The 16,752-nt window shown below is 75.5% G+C and carries 16 protein-coding genes; 8 read left to right on the top strand and 8 right to left on the bottom strand.

Features of this window, described 5'->3' with window-relative positions:
* Positions 1 to 10 precede the first annotated feature (10 nt).
* The gene (locus tag IPL61_04745; GenBank protein MBK9030639.1) at positions 11 to 490 is read left to right on the top strand and encodes a hypothetical protein; all 480 of its coding nucleotides are present in this window, start codon (positions 11 to 13) and stop codon (positions 488 to 490) included.
* 484 nt (positions 491 to 974) lie between these two features.
* Positions 975 to 1,265, top strand: a complete 291-nt coding sequence (locus tag IPL61_04740) for a hypothetical protein (GenBank protein MBK9030638.1) — start codon at positions 975 to 977, stop codon at positions 1,263 to 1,265.
* Here the strand turns inward: IPL61_04740 and IPL61_04735 are convergent, their stop codons facing one another.
* From IPL61_04735 to IPL61_04720, 4 genes are all read right to left on the bottom strand, one after another.
* Positions 1,266 to 1,856, bottom strand: coding sequence for a hypothetical protein (locus IPL61_04735; GenBank protein MBK9030637.1), 591 nt, complete (start codon positions 1,854 to 1,856; stop codon positions 1,266 to 1,268).
* A 286-nt stretch (positions 1,857 to 2,142) separates the two neighbouring features.
* Entirely contained in the window at positions 2,143 to 2,400 is a 258-nt protein-coding gene (locus IPL61_04730; protein MBK9030636.1) for a hypothetical protein, read from the bottom strand.
* A gap of 84 nt (positions 2,401 to 2,484) precedes the next feature.
* Positions 2,485 to 2,745: a hypothetical protein gene (locus IPL61_04725; GenBank protein ID MBK9030635.1), complete on the bottom strand. Its 261-nt coding sequence runs from the start codon at positions 2,743 to 2,745 to the stop codon at positions 2,485 to 2,487.
* A 285-nt stretch (positions 2,746 to 3,030) separates the two neighbouring features.
* On the bottom strand, positions 3,031 to 4,248 hold the full coding sequence (locus IPL61_04720) for an AarF/ABC1/UbiB kinase family protein (GenBank protein MBK9030634.1): 1,218 nt from the start codon (positions 4,246 to 4,248) through the stop codon (positions 3,031 to 3,033).
* Positions 4,249 to 4,309: 61 nt separating this feature from the next.
* Here IPL61_04720 and IPL61_04715 point away from each other — a divergent pair, with 61 nt between their 5' ends.
* The 4 genes from IPL61_04715 (at position 4,310) to IPL61_04700 (ending at position 11,362) form a co-directional block, all read left to right on the top strand.
* The gene (locus IPL61_04715) at positions 4,310 to 4,906 is read left to right on the top strand and encodes a hypothetical protein (GenBank protein MBK9030633.1); all 597 of its coding nucleotides are present in this window, start codon (positions 4,310 to 4,312) and stop codon (positions 4,904 to 4,906) included.
* Positions 4,907 to 4,968: 62 nt separating this feature from the next.
* Positions 4,969 to 6,855, top strand: coding sequence for a BamA/TamA family outer membrane protein (locus IPL61_04710; GenBank protein ID MBK9030632.1), 1,887 nt, complete (start codon positions 4,969 to 4,971; stop codon positions 6,853 to 6,855).
* 11 nt (positions 6,856 to 6,866) lie between these two features.
* Positions 6,867 to 11,195 (top strand): translocation/assembly module TamB domain-containing protein, encoded by a 4,329-nt coding sequence (locus IPL61_04705; GenBank protein ID MBK9030631.1) that lies wholly within the window; start codon positions 6,867 to 6,869, stop codon positions 11,193 to 11,195.
* Positions 11,132 to 11,362, top strand: a complete 231-nt coding sequence (locus IPL61_04700) for a hypothetical protein (protein ID MBK9030630.1) — start codon at positions 11,132 to 11,134, stop codon at positions 11,360 to 11,362. Before IPL61_04705 ends, IPL61_04700 begins: the two co-directional genes overlap by 64 nt.
* A gap of 13 nt (positions 11,363 to 11,375) precedes the next feature.
* Here IPL61_04700 and IPL61_04695 read toward each other — a convergent pair whose 3' ends face one another.
* Positions 11,376 to 11,714 carry a hypothetical protein gene (locus IPL61_04695; GenBank protein MBK9030629.1) on the bottom strand — a complete coding sequence of 113 codons (339 nt, stop codon included), beginning with the start codon at positions 11,712 to 11,714 and terminating at the stop codon, positions 11,376 to 11,378.
* Positions 11,715 to 11,793: 79 nt separating this feature from the next.
* Here IPL61_04695 and IPL61_04690 point away from each other — a divergent pair, with 79 nt between their 5' ends.
* Positions 11,794 to 13,140, top strand: a complete 1,347-nt coding sequence (locus tag IPL61_04690; GenBank protein ID MBK9030628.1) for a DUF2156 domain-containing protein — start codon at positions 11,794 to 11,796, stop codon at positions 13,138 to 13,140.
* Positions 13,141 to 13,155: 15 nt separating this feature from the next.
* Here IPL61_04690 and IPL61_04685 read toward each other — a convergent pair whose 3' ends face one another.
* The 3 genes from IPL61_04685 to IPL61_04675 are packed head-to-tail and all read right to left on the bottom strand — an operon-like array spanning position 13,156 to position 15,541.
* Positions 13,156 to 14,484, bottom strand: coding sequence for a permease (locus IPL61_04685; GenBank protein ID MBK9030627.1), 1,329 nt, complete (start codon positions 14,482 to 14,484; stop codon positions 13,156 to 13,158).
* Entirely contained in the window at positions 14,481 to 15,116 is a 636-nt protein-coding gene (locus tag IPL61_04680) for a hypothetical protein (GenBank protein ID MBK9030626.1), read from the bottom strand. Before IPL61_04680 ends, IPL61_04685 begins: the two co-directional genes overlap by 4 nt.
* On the bottom strand, positions 15,113 to 15,541 hold the full coding sequence (locus IPL61_04675) for a hypothetical protein (protein ID MBK9030625.1): 429 nt from the start codon (positions 15,539 to 15,541) through the stop codon (positions 15,113 to 15,115). Before IPL61_04675 ends, IPL61_04680 begins: the two co-directional genes overlap by 4 nt.
* Before the next feature lie 407 nt (positions 15,542 to 15,948).
* Here IPL61_04675 and IPL61_04670 point away from each other — a divergent pair, with 407 nt between their 5' ends.
* Positions 15,949 to 16,722 carry a hypothetical protein gene (locus tag IPL61_04670; protein MBK9030624.1) on the top strand — a complete coding sequence of 258 codons (774 nt, stop codon included), beginning with the start codon at positions 15,949 to 15,951 and terminating at the stop codon, positions 16,720 to 16,722.
* Positions 16,723 to 16,752: the final 30 nt, after the last annotated feature.

Raw genomic sequence — 16,752 nt, 5'->3', positions numbered from 1 at the left:
GCCGCGGCCGGTGGACCGTGAGCGTGCGGCCGCCGAGCAGCGCGCCGAGGCCGTTGACGCCGGGCCAGTGGTGGACCCGCTCGACCAGGCCGTCCTTGACGGGGTTGGTCGCGGCGTAGACCAGCTTGTCCATGACGTCGGCGGGATCGACCAGCTCGACGGTGCACGGCGCCTCGGCCGACCAGAAGTTCTCCGCCCGGCCGAGGAGCGCGTTCATCGCTCGCGCGACCAGCATGTGGAAGTACGCGCGGAACTCGACCTCACAGCCGTGGCGGTCGTACGTGACGTCGTGGTGGTGGTTCGACATCACCGACGGCAAGATCATCTCGAGGCCGAAGCGTTCGACCGCGACCGCCAGGCAGTACAGGTACGTCTGGTTGGTCTCGGGGCCCGGCCGCAACAGGAACTGACGCTGCACGCAGCGCCGGTTCACCATCAGGAACCTTCCGGGCCGGACCGGGCGGGGCAGCGACATCGCGCCAGCCCATGAGCAGCGGCCTGCCAGCGCCATCCCCGCGATCTGACTGCGACCACTGTCCGGCCGCGTCCGGTGCTCGGCCATCTGTCCGAAAAACCGGACGAAGATCGGACGACGCCAGTGGGCCCGGCTGCGCGGAGCTCGGCGCTCGACAGCATGAGTCGCCACGTCCGTCCGGGCGACCTCGCCGGGCTCGGCATCGCGCGCGGCGCTCGGGTGCGGTGGGCATCGTCAGGACGCCGCGGGGCGTCGCGGGCGGCCGCGGCGTACACTGCCGGGATGCGGGGATGGCGCGCGGGCGAGGCTGATCCTGGCGCGGCGCGACGAGTCGTTCGCGCTGATCGAGCCGGGCGGCACGGTCGCGCGCTGGTTCCACGGGCGCACGTTCAGCGATGAGACGACCTGTGGGTGACGCGCCACCTGGTCGTCGGCGACGCGCTGGTCGAGGCGCACGACGATCGAGCACGGGGCGACCCGGCGCGCGTGTACGAGCAGCGTGGTCGTGGCCGACCTGCGCGTGGTCGCGGACGCGCAGGTCGACCGCGTGGTCGCGGCGGCGCTGGCCGCGGCCGACGTCGCCGCCGCCGCGCACGAGCGGCGCGCGCGCGTGGCCGACGCGCGGGTCACGGCGATCGCGGGCGCCGAGGACGAGCTCGGGCTCGGCCCCGACCTCGCGCGGCGCAGCGGGCGCTGTGCCATCGGATCCGGACCTGGAACGACGAGCGCGCGGCCCGGCTGCTGCGGACCTTGCTGGCGCTGGCGCGGGCCCGGCCTGGCCCGGCGGTGATCACCGCGTACGCCCGCGGCTGCTTGCTCGCGTGCTTCGAGTTCGGCGCGCCCGAGCTGAGGTCGCGGCGCCGACCGCGGGCCACGCCGCGCTGGCGGCGACGATCGCGGCCCACGCCGACGAGCTCGACCAGGCCGCGGACGTCCAGGAGCAGGCCGACGCCGGCCCGCAACGCCGCCGCGCTGTGGGGCGCCGCCCGGGCGCTGCGCGCCGCGGTCGCGCTGATGGCGGGGTGACGACCGGCCCGGCGCGCGCGTCCATCGACGGCGCGTCCGTCCGCGCGTCCGCGCCGGCGCCGTCGTCAGTGCGCGAGCAGTGCCGGACGCCGTCGGCCAGGAGCGGGCCGACCGCGATCCAGTTCGACGGGTGGGCGATCGTGTCGCAGGTGACGACGCGGGCGGCGCCGGCGGCGAGCAGATCGTCGTGGGCGCGATCGGCCGCGACCGCGTGAACGCCGACGCGCCACCGCCTCGCGCGTGCGAGCGCGCGCAGGTGGAGCAACGTCTCGATCATCGTGCGCCCGGTCGAGATGATGTCGTCGATCACGACCGGCGTGCGGTCGCGGTGGCCGTCGAGGTCGGGCGTCGACACGCGCACGTCGCGGTCGCCGGTGCGGGTCTCCCTCGAGCACCACGAACGGCGCGCCCAGCTCGCGGGCGACCGCGGCCACCCGCTGCTCGCTCTCGGCGTCGGGGCCGATCAGCACCGGCGCGTCGACGTGGGCGCTGATCCACGCGGCGATCGCGGGCGCGGCGTGGACGACGTGGGTCGGGATGCGGTGAATCGCGTCGAGCGACGACCACCAGTGCAGGTGCGGGTCGACGGTGCACAGCCAGTCGAAGGCGTTCGACAGACAGCCGGGCGAAGTAGGCCGAGGTCAGGCCCTCGCCGGCGTGGAACCGGCTGTCCTGGCGCATGAACGACAGGTACGGCGCGACCAGGCCGACCCGCGCGCGCCCAGGTCCTTCGCGGTCGCGGCCAGGAACAGCGTCGGCGGCAGCCGCTCGGCCGGGCGATCGAGGCCACCCACCACGACGACCTCGCGCCCGGCGACGTCGCCGTCGAGCCGCACGTAGCACTCGCCGTCGGGGAACTGCCGGACCAGGCTCGAGCACGCGGCCGCGTCGAGCGACAACCGCAGGGCCTCGGCGGCGTCCACTCGAACCCGGGGGCGGCGACGACGATCATGTCCGCTTCCGCCGCAAGAGCGCGCGCGAGGTCACCACGACCACGCCAGCATCACCCCGGCGATGCGCGCGGTCCACCAGCCCCAGTCGGCGCGCGCCAGCTCGCCGCGGCCCTCGAGCACCAGCGCGAACGCGGCGCCGGCGATGCCGACCGCGGCGAAGATGCCCTGGTGGCCGAGCCGGTACGGGAGCTGGCTCGAGGTGTCGAGGTTCGACACCCGCAGGCGCAGGTCGCCGGCGTGGGCCTGGCGCAGGAACCGGCGCAGCTCGCCGGGCGGCGACGCCACGCTCATCGCTGACGTCGCGGCTGGTGTCCATCAGCGCGGCCGACCAGTCGCTGTCGCCGAGCACGAACCGCTCGAGGTACGGCCCGGATCACCGCCATCAGGTTGAGCGTCGGGTCGAGCTCCGGTGCACGGGCCGGTGAGCAGCAGCAACGTACGCTCGAGGACGATCGCCTCCTTGGGCACGTGGAAGCTCTCCGGACAGCTCGCGCAACGAGATGTCCATCTTGCCGGAGTCGGCCAGGCTCTCGAGGCTCTTCTCGAGCGTCTTCTCGAGGTCGACCTTCAGATCCTTCAGGTTGAGCGTGTCAGGCGAGATGCTCTCGCTGAAGCGATCGTGGAAGTACTCGATGACCTGCTCGAACACGCGGTCGTCAGCGCCGCGAGCCACGAAGCCCATCTGCCGCATCGCTCGGACGATCCGTGGGTGTGTCGCGGGTCAGGCCGCCCTGGATCAGCTCGACGATGCCCTGCCGGAACTCCGGGCGGATCGTCGCGACCGCGCCGAAGTCCAGGAACACCAGCTCGGCGCCCTCGCCGTCGGCGCGCGGCCGGACGAGCAGGTTCCCGGGGTGCGGGTCGGCGTGGTAGGCGCCGTCGGTGAATCTGCTGGCGAGTAGACCTCGACCACCTGCCGGGCCACGCCGCGGCGGTCGAGCCCATCGCCTTGACGCCGGCGGCCTCGAGGATCTTGACGCCGGCCTCGAAGCGGGTGGTCAGCACGCGCGCCGTCGAGCGCTCGCGCACGACCCGCGGGAACGCGACGTCGCGGCGATCGGTGAAGTTGGCGGCGATCCGATCGCCGTTGTCGGCCTCGGCGCGGAAGTCGAGCTCGGCCAGCACGATCGCGCGGATCTCGCGGTAGACGTCGTCGAGGCCCTGGTACGGCACGAACCACTGCACGATCCGGAAGATCCGACGGAGCGTGCGCAGGTCGCTGCGCACGATCTCGTCGATGTCGGGGTACTGGACCTTGACCGCGACCGCGAGCCCGTCCTTCAGGGTGGCGCGGTGGACCTGGCCGATCGACGCCGACGCCACCGGCGTGCGGTCGAACGACGCGAACCGCGTCAGGCTCGCCGGCGAGCTCCTCGCGGATGCGCGCGGCGATGTCGGGTAGGGCCGCGGCGGGACGTGGTCCTGCAGCCCCTCGAGCTGGCGCCCGGAACTCCTCCGGCAGAAGTTGGTCATGATCGAGATGACCTGTCCGACCTTGATGAACAGGCCCTGGAGTTCGCAGAATGGTCGCTCGATCCGTCGGGCGTTGCGCAGGTGCGCGGCGCGCAGGCGGCGATCGACCCACTCGTCGGAGCGCCACCGGGCCCAGAACCGCAGCCACAGGTAGCTGTGGATCACCCGGAACGTGGTCAGTAGGCCTTGAGGACCGGGCGCCCGGCGCGGCGGGCGGCCCTCGCGCAGCGGCGCCCCGGGCGGACGCGCCGCCGCCACCGCCGGATAATCGCTCGAATCCTCGGCGGCGTCCGTGAGCGAGGTGCGCCGGGCCGCGTCCACGAGGGCAGCGTAACACGCGGGCGTGCTTGCGCGCGGGTCGGGGTGGCGGTACGCAGGAGGCATGGCCACCGACGAAGCCGACGATCCGACCGGCCCACACGGCGACAAGGACGGGCTGTCGGAGTCGTTGCGGCAGCGCCTCGAGACGCTCGTGCCCGACCTGGTGCGGCGGACCTTCACCGCCGGGATGGGCGCGGTGTTCTCGACCGAGGACAGCCTGCGGCGCCTGAGCAAGGAGCTCAACGTCCCGAGCGTGGCGGGCTACCTGGGCGACGCCGCCGACAGCACCAAGGAGAAGGTGCTCGAGGTCGTGGCGCGCGAGGTGCGCGAGTTCCTGACCCACGTGAACCTGTCCGACGAGATCGCCAAGATGCTGACGACCTTGTCGCTCGAGGTGAAGACCGAGATCCGGTTCATCCCCAACAGCGAGCGGTTCACCGGCGTCGACCCCGACGTCAAGGCCGCGGTCCGCATCAAGCGCGCCGAGCGGGCCCGCGAGCGCGATCGCGAGCCGGTCGCCGACGCGCCGGCCCCGAGCCCGGAGCCCCGCGCCGCGGCGGTGTCGCGGCTGCGGCGGCTGTGGCGGCGCGCGACCGAGCCGGTCCGGGACGTCATCGCCGACGTGACCGACGGTGACGAGCCAGGCGAGCCCCGCTGACTGCTGACCTCCGGCGTGGCCTTTTTGAATGGCCACTCGCGCGGGTCGGTCGTACCAGGACCATGGCTCGCCCGACGCTCCCCGGTCCGCGTCGGCTGCGCCGCCCGTGGGCCGGCCTGGTGGTCGCGGTCGCGGTCGCCGGCTGCGGCGGGCACGCGCGGATGGTGCCGAAGACCGGCCGGGCGATCGGCCAGGTCGAGCTGGTCGACGCCCGATCGGTCGATCGCGGCGACGTGCTCGGCGGCCTCGGGCTGATCTACGCGCGCGACCAGGGGCAGCCGTTCGGGCGCTTCTTGGTGGCCCAGGACGAGCGCCGGATCGCCAGCTACTACGTGCGCCGCGGGTTCTTCGCCGCCTCGGTGACGTCGACGGTCACGACCACCGCGACGCGGGCTGACGTCACCTTCACCGTCGTCGAGGGCGCGCGGGCCCGGCTGGTCCGCGTCGACGTCGTCGGCCTGCCGCCCGACGCCCGGGTGTCGGCCGCGGCGCTGCGGGCGCAGGTGCCGCTGGCCGACGGCGCGCCGTTCGACTACACGGCCTACGACGAGGCGACGCCGCGGCTGCCGGAGGTCCTGCGGGCCGCGGGCTACGCGCGCGCCAAGGTCGACGGCGTCGTGCTGGCCGATCGCGCGCGCGCCGAGGCGGTGATCCGGCTCACGGTCACGCTCGGCCCCCTGGCGCACTTCGGCCAGGTCGAGCTCCGGGACGTGCCGGCGGGGCTCGAGGAGGCGGTCGCGGCCCGGGTCGAGTTCGCGCCCGGCGAGCCCTACCGGCCGGCGGCGCTCGAGACCACCCGCACGGCGCTGTACGGCCTCGGGCGGTTCGCGCTGGTGCGGGTCGAGCCCGATCGCGACGAGGACGACGTGGTCGACGTCACGATCACCGTGGCCGAGGCCCCGCGCCACGATCTGCGCCTCGGCGGCGGCGTCGGGCTCAACCCGCTCGCGCTCGAGCTGCGCGGGCTGGCGCAGTACGGGGTGGCGGCGTGGCCGTGGCCGCTCACGACGACCCGGCTCGAGCTGCGGCCCGCGCTGGTGATCCACCGCGACGATCGGACCCGGTCACCTCGGGTCGACGCCGTGGCGACGCTCGATCGCCTCGATCTGATCCGCCCGCGCTACAGCGGCGCGATCGAGGGCGGGTTCTCGTACCTGGAGGTCGAGGCCTACGCCAGCTACGGCCCGCGCGCGCGCCTGAGCGTGCGCTCGCCCAGCTACGCCGACGTCGTCCAGGCATCGGTGGGGTGGCAGCTCGGCCTGACCGCGTACACCAACCTGGCGGCGGTGCTCGACGACGCGCTGATCGCGCGGCTCGGGCTCGACGGGGTCGATCGGATCGGGGCGTTCGACCAGAGCGTGGTCGTCGACCTGCGCGACGATCGCCTGGCGCCGAGGCGCGGGGCCTATCTCGAGGTGCGCGCGGAGGAGGGCACGGTCGCCGCGGGCGGCGCGCTGACGTACCTGCGGCTGATCCCCGACCTGCGCGGCTACGTCAGCCTCGGGTCGGTGACCGCGGCGGCGCGGGTCCGGGCCGGCGTGCTGACCGGCGACGGCCCGGTGACGCGGCGGTTCTTCGGCGGCGGCGCCAACGGCTACCGCGGCCTGCCCGAGCGGCAGCTGGCGCCGTTCGCCGGGGTCGGCTCCGCGCAGGTCCCGTACGGCGGCACCGGGCTGCTCGAGGTCTCGGGCGAGCTGCGGTTCCCGCTGCCGCGGCTGCCCTACGACCTCGCCGGCGTGGCCTTCCTCGACGGCGGTGACGTCCCCGACGACTGGGCCGCGATCGCCCTCGACCACCTGCACTGGGCGGCCGGGCTGGGGCTGCGGCTGCCGACGTTGATCGGCGCGGTGCGCCTCGACGTCGCCTACCGCCTCACGCGCACCGGCGCCGGGGAGCCGCGCCCCGGCGAGCGCTGGACGTTCCACCTCAGCGTCGGCGAGGCGTTCTGACCGTGCCGACCGTGCGCACGGTGCTGCGCTGGTGCAAGCGCGTGGTGCTCGCGGCGCTGGCCGTGGTCGCGATCGCGATCGTCGCCACCCTCGTCGTGCTGCACACCGACTGGGGCCGCGAGCGCCTGCGGCGGCAGGTCGAGGCCGCGCTGGCGAAGTCGTTCCCCGGCGGCGCCCACGTCGGCCGGCTCGAGGGCAGCGTGCTGGGCGACCTGGTGCTGCGCGACGTCGAGCTGCGCGACGCCACCGGCCAGCCGACCGTGATCGCGCGCGCGGTGCGGGTCAACCTGCGCTACGGCGCGTTGCTCCACGGCGAGCTGGCGCTCGAGACCCTGGTGCTCGACGGGATCGATCTGCGCGTGCGCGCGATCGGCGGCGAGGCGCCCAACGTCGCGACGCTCTACCAGCCGAGCCCCGAGCCCGGGACCTGGGACATCGCGGTCGAGCGGCTCGAGGTGCGGGCCGGCGCGATCACGATCGATCGCGGCGCCGCGGGCGTCGATCACCTCGACGACGTGACCGTGACCGCGGACGTGCGCCTGGCGGCGGCGGGCCCGTTGGTCGCCCACGGCCAGGTGGCGGCGATCTGGCGCGAGCGCGCCGGCGCCGCGCTGACCGCCTCGGCCGACGTGGCGGTGGACGCGGCCGGGGTCGTGACGGTCGCGCACGCGCGGATCGGGGTCGAGCGCGCGACGATCACCGCCACGGCGGTGCGCTACGGCGGCCCGGGCGCGTTCGAAGGTCAGGTGCGCATCGTCGCGCCGCCGGGCGAGCTGGCGCGGCTGGTGCCCGAGGCCGCCCTGCCGGCGCTCGCGGTCGACCTCGACGTCCACGCGGCGGCGCGCCCCGACGGCGTCGTCGAGCTGCGCCTGGGCGGCGGCGCTGGCGGCGCCACGATCGACGGCACGCTCGCGGTGCGGCCGCAGGCGCGCCGGGTCGACGGCACGCTCGAGCTGGCGGCGATCGATCTGGCGCGCCTGAGCCCGGGGCTGCCGCCGTCGGAGCTGGCGGCGACGATGACCCTGGCGCTGGCGTCCGACCCGGCCGCGCTCGGGCTGGCCGCGGTCACCGGCACGGCGACGCTGGCCGGCCACGGCACGGTCGCGCAGGTCGCGCTCGATCAGCTCGGGGTCACGCTCGAGGCGCGCGCCGGCGCCGTCACCGTCGCGGTCACCGGGCGCGGTCCGGGCCCGACCGCGGTCACGGCCACCGGGACGGTGCGCGCGACCGCCGAGGGGTACCAGCTCGACGACGGCGCGCTGACCGCGGCGATCGGCTCGATCGCCGCCGCGACCCGGGGCGCGGTGCCGGCCGACGGCGCGCTCGACGTCGCGCTCACCGGCGGCGGGATGCTCGACGGCGACCGCGCGCACGTCGACGTGCGCGGCACGATCGACGGCCGCGATCTGGTCGTCGGCGTCGGGCGGGCGCGGACGGTCGCGCTGACGGTGGCGGCGGCCGGCGCGCCCGCGGCGCTGAGCGGTGACGTCCGCCTGGTCGCGTCCGGCCTCCGCTGGGATCGACGCCCGCTGCCGTCGGTCACGGTGACCGCGCGCGGCCCGCTGGACGCGCGCGGGCCGATCGCGGTGCAGCTCGAGGCGCGCGATCGCGCGCGCGCGGTGGCCGCGTCCGTCGGCGCGACCGTCGTGCGGACCGGCGCGGGCGACGACGGCCGGACCCGCGTCGGGCTCGGGCGCTACCGGATCGCGACCGCTGGGGTCGAGCTGGTCGGCGCCGGCGGCGAGCTGGTGGTCGCGCCGGCGCGCCTGACCGTCCGGGGCGTGCGCGCGCGCGCGGCCGGCGGCGCGATCGCGATCGACGGCGAGGTCGGCCTCGGCCCGGGCCTCGCGCGCCGGGCCGGCACCGTGACGATCACCGACGTGGACCTCGCGCGGCTGCGCGGCCTGCCCGGCGTGCCGGCGATCGCGCGCGGCGTCATCGCCGGCCGAGCCACGCTGCGGCAGCGCGGGCGCGCGGTCACGGGCGAGGTCGCGGTCACCGGGCTGGGCGTGGTCGTGGCCGCGGGCGCGCAGCCGATCGAGCTGGCGGTCACCGCCGAGGTCAGCCCCAGGACCGTGACCCTGGCGCTCGACGGCCGCGGGCCCGACGTCGGCGCGCTGACGGTGGCGGCGACGGTGACGCCGCCGCGCCGGCTCGACGACCTGGCCGGGTGGCGTCGGCTCGAGCGCGCCGCGGTGCGGGCGGTCCGGATCGAGGCCGACGCCCTCGACCTCGGGGCGATCGCCCGGCTCACCGGCGGCCCCGCGACCGTGACGGGCACGATCGCGACGACCGTGACCGCGGACCCCGACCGCGCCGAGCTCGCGATCCGCGGGCGCGGGCTCGCGATGACCGGCGCGCCGGCGCCGCTCGATCTCGACGTGACGGTCATCCGCGACGGCGCGGCGCCCGCGCAGATCCAGGTCGACGCGGTCCTCCGCGGGCTCGGGACCGCGCACGTCGCCGGCGCGGTGCGCGCGCCGGCGCGGCCGTTCGACCTCACCGCGTGGCGCGCGCTCGACGTCACCGCGGTCGATGGGCTGACCGCGACCCTCGACGACGTCACGATCGACGCCGCGCTGGCCCGGGCCCTCGGCCAGGAGCGGCTGCGCGGGACCGTCGGCGGGGCGGTCACCGCCAGCGCGGGCCTGCGCACGGTCGAGGTCCGGGTCGACGCCCGCGACCTGATCGGCGGGCCGCTGACCGCGCCGGTCACGGTCACGGCGGTCGCGCACGCCGACGGGCGCGGCCTCGACGCCACCGTCGACCTCGGCCTGGCCGGCCGCCCGCTCGCGACCGTGGCCGCGACCGCGCCGACGACGTTGCCCGAGCTGCTGGCCGGGACCGCGTCGCTGCGCACGCTGCCGCTCCACGGCACGATCGCGCTGCGCGAGCGCGACGTGGCGACGATCGCGCGGGCGCTCGGCCAGCCGACCCGCATCAGCGGTCGGGTGTCCGGCGCCGGCGACCTGACCGGCACGCTCGACGCACCGGTGGCGACCGCGGCGCTGGTGGTGACCGACCTCGGCGCCCGCGCCGCCCGCGGCGGCGGCCGCGCCCGCGGCGGCCTGCGCCAGCTCGACGTCGACCTGCGCTACCAGCCCGGCGCGCTCCACGGCGAGGTCCGCGGCCGCCAGGACGACGGCGGCGCGCTCGACCTGACCGTCGACCTCGATCCGGCCGAGGTGGCGAGCGCGCGGGCGTCGATCGGCGCCCGCCGGTTCCAGGTGGCGCCGCTGGCGCGGCTGGCGCCGACGCTGCTCCTGGGCGTGCGCGGTGTCCTCGACGCAGACCTGCAGCTGCGCGGGGGCACGCGCGATCGAGCCCTCCTGGTCGGGGTCGCCCAGGTGTCCGGCGTCCAGGTGCCGCTGGCCGACACGATCGGCACGCTGCGCGACGGCACGATCGACGCCACGTTCGCGGCGGGCTCGGCCCACGTGACCGCGGCGGGCGCGGTCGAGGCGGGCCGGGTCGAGCTCGAGGTCAGCGCGGTGCTCGCCGGGCTGGTGCCGCGGACCCTCTCGATCGACGTCGGCGTGCGCGCGCTGACGATGATCACCTCGCTGGCGCCGAAGCTCGACGGCGACCTGCACGTCGAGCTCGACATGACCCAGCCGCGCTGGACCGCCACGGCCCGGGTGCGCGACGGCACGGTCGACATCTCCGAGGGCGGCGGGCGGGCGCTGCACCCAGCCGGCGCGCCGCTCGATCTGGTGTTCACGACCGACACCTCGGTCACCGCGCCGCTGCCGCTCACCCGCGCCACGGTGCTGCGCACCTGGATGGGCACGCGCCCGACCGTGCCGCTGCTCGTGCTGTCCCTCGCCATCGAGCCGGTCGCGGTGGTCTCCCCGCGCTTCCGGGGCGACGTCGGCGGCGACCTGACCGTGACCGTCGGGGCCGACGGCGCCGCGGTCGACGGCACGATCGCGGTCGCCCGCGGCACCGTGCTCGTGCTCGAGCGCCGCTACGACATCCGCCGCGCGCAGCTGGTGTTCGACGGGGCGCTCGATCCGCTGCTCGACGTCGAGATCGAGTACCAGTTCCCGCAGCTCGTGCTGCAGGTCCGGGTCGACCAGCGCTACAGCAAGCCGCGGGTGCGGTTGGCCTCGGTCCCGGACAAGTACACCGAGGGCCAGCTGCTGGCGTTCCTCATGGGCGGCTCGCCGACCTCGGCCGGCAACGAGACCGTCGACGCCGCCACCGGCGTGGCGGCCTCGGTGGCGGCGTCGGTGGTCGGGGCTTCCTGCACCAGGCGCTGCCGATCCCGCTCGACGTGCTCAACTACGAGCCCAGCACCGCGACCAGCGGCGGGGCGTTCGTGGTCGGGACCTGGCTGACCGATCAGCTGCTCGTGCTGTACCGGTCGCGGATCGATGCGCGGGTCGATCAGAACGTCAACGAGGGCGAGGCCGAGTACTGGCTCCGGCGCGATCTCTTGCTGCAAGGCACCGCCGGCGATCGCGGCGTGCTCGGCCTCGATCTGCTGTGGAACCGACGCTGGTGACGGGTCGGATGGCTCAGGTGCGACGGATCGTCGCGTCGGGCAGCTGACCGCGCGCGGCCACGCCGCGGACGAGGTTGGCCAGGCCGATCACCGTCGCGCTCCACATCGCCCACGCCACCTCGATGACGACGTCCTGCCGGGCGATCGCGACGGCCAGCGGCAGGGCGAGCGCCGCGGTGGTCAGGAGCCGCGATGGCCACACCAGCACCGTCGTCAGCGCCGCCATCTCGAGCACCGCCAGCGCCGCGCCGGTGGTCGTGCGGTCGTCGACGCGCAAGAGCTTCCATGACAGCGCGCCCACCAGCCCGACCGCGAGCACGCGCAGCACGAGCAGGAGTCGTGACCCGGGCATGGGGAGAGCGTGCCATGGATCGCGCGGTCCGGCGCGAGCCCGCGCGCTCACCGGCGGTGGGCGTGGTACCCCAAGGACGATGTCTTCCGACGCCGACCAGGCGGCGCTGGTGCGCGCGATCGAGGCCCACGGGCGCGACGCGGTGGCCTTCCAGGGCCTCGAGCCCGGGCTGAAGTGCTGGCGCGACGGCGACGCGGCGGTGGCGTACTTCGACACCGGCGGCGCCTGGGTCGCGGCCGGTGGGCCGCACGCGCCGGTGTCCGAGCGCGCGGCGGTGGCGGCGCGGTTCGTCGCGGCGGCCCGGGCCGCGGGGCGCCGCGCCTCGCTGTTCGCCGTCGACGACGTCGACCCGTGGCCGGGGTTCAACCGCACCTTGCTCGGCGAGCAGCCGGTCTGGGTCCCGGCGCAGTGGGACGCGACCGTGCGCGCTCACCGCTCGCTGCGCGAGCAGCTCCGGCGGGCCCGCGCCAAGGGCGTGCGCGTCCGCCGGGTCACCGCCGCCGAGCTCGCGCCCGGGACCGCGCTGCGGGCCGAGCTCGACGCGATCACCCACGCGTGGCTGACGGGGCGCCACATGGAGCCGATGGGCTTCCTGGTGGCGCTGGCGCCGTTCGACCACGCCGAGGCGCACCGCTACTTCGTCGCCGAGCGCCACGGCCACGCGGTCGCGTACCTGTCGCTGGTCCCGGTCCCGGGGCGCGACGGCTGGCTGCTCGAGGATCTGATCCGGGGCGGCGCCGCGCCCAACGGCACCAGCGAGAGCCTCGTCGACGCGGCGCTGCGCGAGCTCGCGGCCGACGGCGCCACCTACGCCACCACCGGGATGGCGCCGCTGACCGGCGGCGTGCCGCGCTGGATGCGCTGGCTCGGCCGGCTGGGCGGCGCGCTCTACGACTTCGAGGGCCTGCGCCGGTTCAAGCAGCGCCTGCACCCGCCCGGATGGGAGCGCGTGTGGCTGTACTATCCGGCCGGCCAGCTGACCGGGGTGCACGTGCTCGACGGCCTGCGCGCGTTCGCGGGCGGCAGCCTGATCGCGTTCGGCGCGCGCACGATCGTGCGGCACCCCGGCGCGCTGGCGTGGACGCTGGGCGTGCCGCTGGTGCCCTGGGCGATCACGCTGGCCGTGGTCGCCACGCACGGCAGCGCCGGTTGGTTCGGCTACAGCGCGGCGCGGCTCGGCGCGTGGGCCGCCTACGACGCGGTCCTCGCGCTCGGGCTGTGGCGCGCGAGCCGACACCCCCGGCGACGGCTGCTGGGCGTGCTGGCGAGCGCCGCCACCATCGACGCCGTCGCGTCGACGCTGCACCTGACCCAGATCGGGTTCGGCGGCGGCGTCGCGCCGATCGCGCGGCTGCTGGCCGCGGTCGCGCCCACCCTCGGCGCGCTCGGGCTGTGGGTCGCGTTCGGTCGGGTCCGTCGCCGCTGACCGGCGGCGGACGGGTCACGTCGACGCGACCGTCACGGCGTAGGCCACCGCGACCGCCTGGATGATCGTGAACGCGACCAGCCCGATCGGCGCGAACTGGAAGAACCCGAACTGCAGGCGCCGGCCGCCGGGATCGGACAGGCGCGCCTTCTCGGTCATGATCTGCGCCATCGGCCCCGAGGTCGCCGCGGTCAGGAACAGCGAGCTGCCGGCGCACACCGACAGCGCCAGGCCGACGTAGACCGCGGTCGGCGACATGCGCGCGGCCAGCACGTCGGCGACCTCGAGCAGCGCGGCCATGCTGGGCCCGGCCGAGAACAGCCCGGTCAGGACGCCAGCGAAGAGCAGGAACAGCGTCAGCTGGGCCAGCGGCGACACCGGCAGGTCGGTGAGCCAGCGCGCCAGCACGACGAAGGTCCCGGCCCGGCTCACGCCGCCGACCATGACGAACAGCGACAGCAGGAACAGCGCGCCGTCCATCTCGATGCGCGTGCGCAGCAGCCGCTCGCCGACCCGGGGCCACGTCGCCAGCGCGACGCCGACGCCGAGCCAGCAGATCAGCTCGGGCCCGACCCGCGTCGGCGGGACGGTCACCCAGGCGACGATCATCGCGGTGATCGCCACCACCGCCGGCACCAGCCGCCGGCGATCGAGCGTCACGCGGCGGTAGAGCGCGCCGATGACCGCGACCGCGAGGCGGCGGCGCAGCGGGCTGTCGTCGAGGTCGCGGGTCGGACGCACGACCAGGATGGTCACCGCGAGCAAGAGCACCAGCGCCAGCGCGGTCGGCGGCGCCGCCGCGACCAGGTAGTCGGTGAAGCCCATGCGCCCGCCGCCGAGCAGCAGGATCGCCGGGAAGTCGCCGATCGGCGTGGCCGCGCCGCCGAGGTTGCAGGCGACCAGCAGCACGCCGAGCGACCACGCCAGGTAGCGCTGCGTGACGCCGAGCAGCTTGAACAGCCGCAGCAGGATCGGCAGCACGAACAGGATCGCGGTCAGGTTGTTGACCAGCCCGCTGACCAGGTACATGCCGACCGAGAACAGCAGCAGCAGCCGGCGCGGATCGGCGCCGGAGCGCCGCGTCGACGCCAGCGCCAGCGCGCCGAACAGCCGCGACTCGACCAGCAGCTCCGACAGGAGCCCGAGCGCGATCAGCATGACCAGCACGTCCCAGGGCACCGCCCCGAGCAGCGCGCTGGTCGACGCCACGCCCGACAGCGACGTCACCAGGCACGTGACCCCGGCGCCGCCGGTGACGATCGCCAGCCGCGCGCTCGGCCACCGCGCCTGGGCCGCCAGCGCCACCAGCAGGATCGACGTGCACAGGTACGCGACGCCGCTCATGCGATCACGTGGGAGAAGTCGGCCAGCGGCGCCGACACCAGCCAGCGCGGGTAGACGTACATCTGGCCGCCGAGCACGTCCCAGCCGACGAGCGTCCGGAACTGGGTGCGGACGTCGCCAGCGATCACCCGCAGCCAGGCCGGGTTGACGTGGGCGAGGGCGGCGCCGCTGCCGTACAGGAACGTGAGCAGGGCGCTGCGGCTGCCAGCGCAGCGCTGGAACGTGCCCAGGTCGTACGGGACGACCCGGCCGCCGTAGTTGTCGAGCACGCGCGCCCAGTCGGTGTCGAGCTCGCCGTGGGTCAAGAGGCCGATCTCGGCGTCGATCAACGGCACCAGCTGATCGAGGAACGCCGTCTCGATGCCGACCACCAGCAGCCGGCGCGTGCCGGCGCAGGCCGCCTGGACCCGCGCGGCGTCGACCACCGGGCCGCGCTGGCCGTCCAGGTAGCGCGCGCACACCGCGTCGAGCACCGGGAAGTCGCGGCCGAGCCGATCGCGGGCCTCGGTGACGAGCGGGGCGCCGCCGCTGGCGCCGAACTCGGACACGAACAGCCAGGCCGCGCTGCACATGCCGAGCTCGGCGGCCGCGACCAGGAACGACTGGGTCATGGTCTCGTCGATCGCGGTCATGGCGGCGCGAGCTCGGCCAGGATCGCGTCGAGCAGGCACAGCATCGCGGCGTTGGCGAGGGCGTGCTGGGGCGGGCCATCGGTCACGCAGTCGACCATCGCGTCGAGCGTGGCTGAGCCGGGCGGCGCCAGGCGCTCGAGCACCCGGCGCGGGAACCGCAGCGGATAGTCGCCGTCGTCGTGATCCGCGGCGACCTGCGGCGGCAGGCGGATCGGCACCGCGACCGCGCCGTCGGCGGGCGCGGCGGCGGGGGCGCGGCTGGCGGCGACCTGGCCGAGCAGGCGCAGCAGCACGTAGTTGGTGCCACGGTGGTGCGCCGGACCCTCGGCCAGGATGCAGCGGGCGATGAACGCGCGATCGCCGGGGTCGGGCAGCCACGGCGACAGCAGCCGCTCGATCGCCTCGGCGTCGATGAACGAGGTGATCGCCGACGAGCGCACGTGGCGGCGGTCGTGCGGGGCCGGTGCCGCGGGGACAGTGGGCGCCATGCGCAGCAGTATGTCTCGAAGGTCGCGGGCGCCGCGGCGGGGGCGTCGTGGATCGACACCCGCCCGGCGCGACCCGCGGTCGCGGCTAGGACACCGACCGGTTTGAATGCGTCGCGAGACGCGGACGTGCGAGGCAGATCCGGGCGCACGCCCGAAGCGCAGCGAGGAGCGCCTACGTGACGAGCGAGCATCGGACGTACGCCCGGAGGTGCCCGCAAGGTCCCGTCGCCGCAGGCACTTCAAAGCGGTCGGTGTTCTAGAGGTCTTGATACCCGTCGCTGACGAACTGCGCGCACCGGCGCGCGTACGCCGATGCCGCCGAGGTTTGCGACGGGTAGGTCACCGTGCGCCACTTGCCGCGGCATCCGACCACGCCGACCCCGATCGCGATCGCGGACCTGGTGCGGAACACCACCGCGAACCGGGCGGTCCCGTCAGGGCCTCTTCCTCGCAGCGAGCGTGCGTCGCCGCGCGGCGCCGGCCCCCAGGGCGGCATCGGGTCATCGGCTGGGCCCGTAGGCAGCGCGTCGATCTTTGGCAGCGGCGCCAGCTTGGCGCTGCTCGACGCTGGCGCGGACGCGTTCGCCACGACCTCAGCGGGCGCCTTCGCGACGACCTCGGGCGCCTTCGCGACCTCGGGCGCCTTCGCGACCTCGGGCGCCTTCGCGACGACCTCGGGCGCCTTCGCGACCTCGGGCGCCTTCGCGACCCTCGGGCGCCTTCGCGACCTCGGCGCCTTCGCGACCTCGGGCGCCTTCGCGACCTCGGGCGCCTTCGCGACCTCGGGCGCCTTCGCGACGACCTCGGGCGCCTTCGCGACCTCGGGCGCCTTCGCGACCTCGGGCGCCTTCGCGACGACCTCGGGCGCCTTCGCGACCTCGGGCGCCTTCGCGACCTCGGGCGCCTTCGCGACCTCGGGCGCCTTCGCGACGACCTCGGGCGCCGTGGCGTTGTTGGCCGCCGCCGCGCCGCGCGCTCCGGCCCTGCCCGCCTTGGCGCGCGGACGATCACGGGCCGACGTTCGGGGCTCCGTGGCGGGGGTGCTCGACGACGTTCGATCGTTGCTCACGCCCCCATTGTCGCGATGTGGGTCGTTGTCGTCCAGTACGAAAGATTGACAGCAATTGTCGTTTCAGTCGACACAAGAG

This window comes from Myxococcales bacterium, from assembly GCA_016717005.1.
Taxonomy (GTDB): Bacteria; Myxococcota_A; Polyangia; order Haliangiales; family Haliangiaceae; genus UBA2376.
The sequence above is the reverse complement of the archived record's forward strand: the minus strand, read 5'-3'. Positions and strand labels throughout refer to the sequence as shown.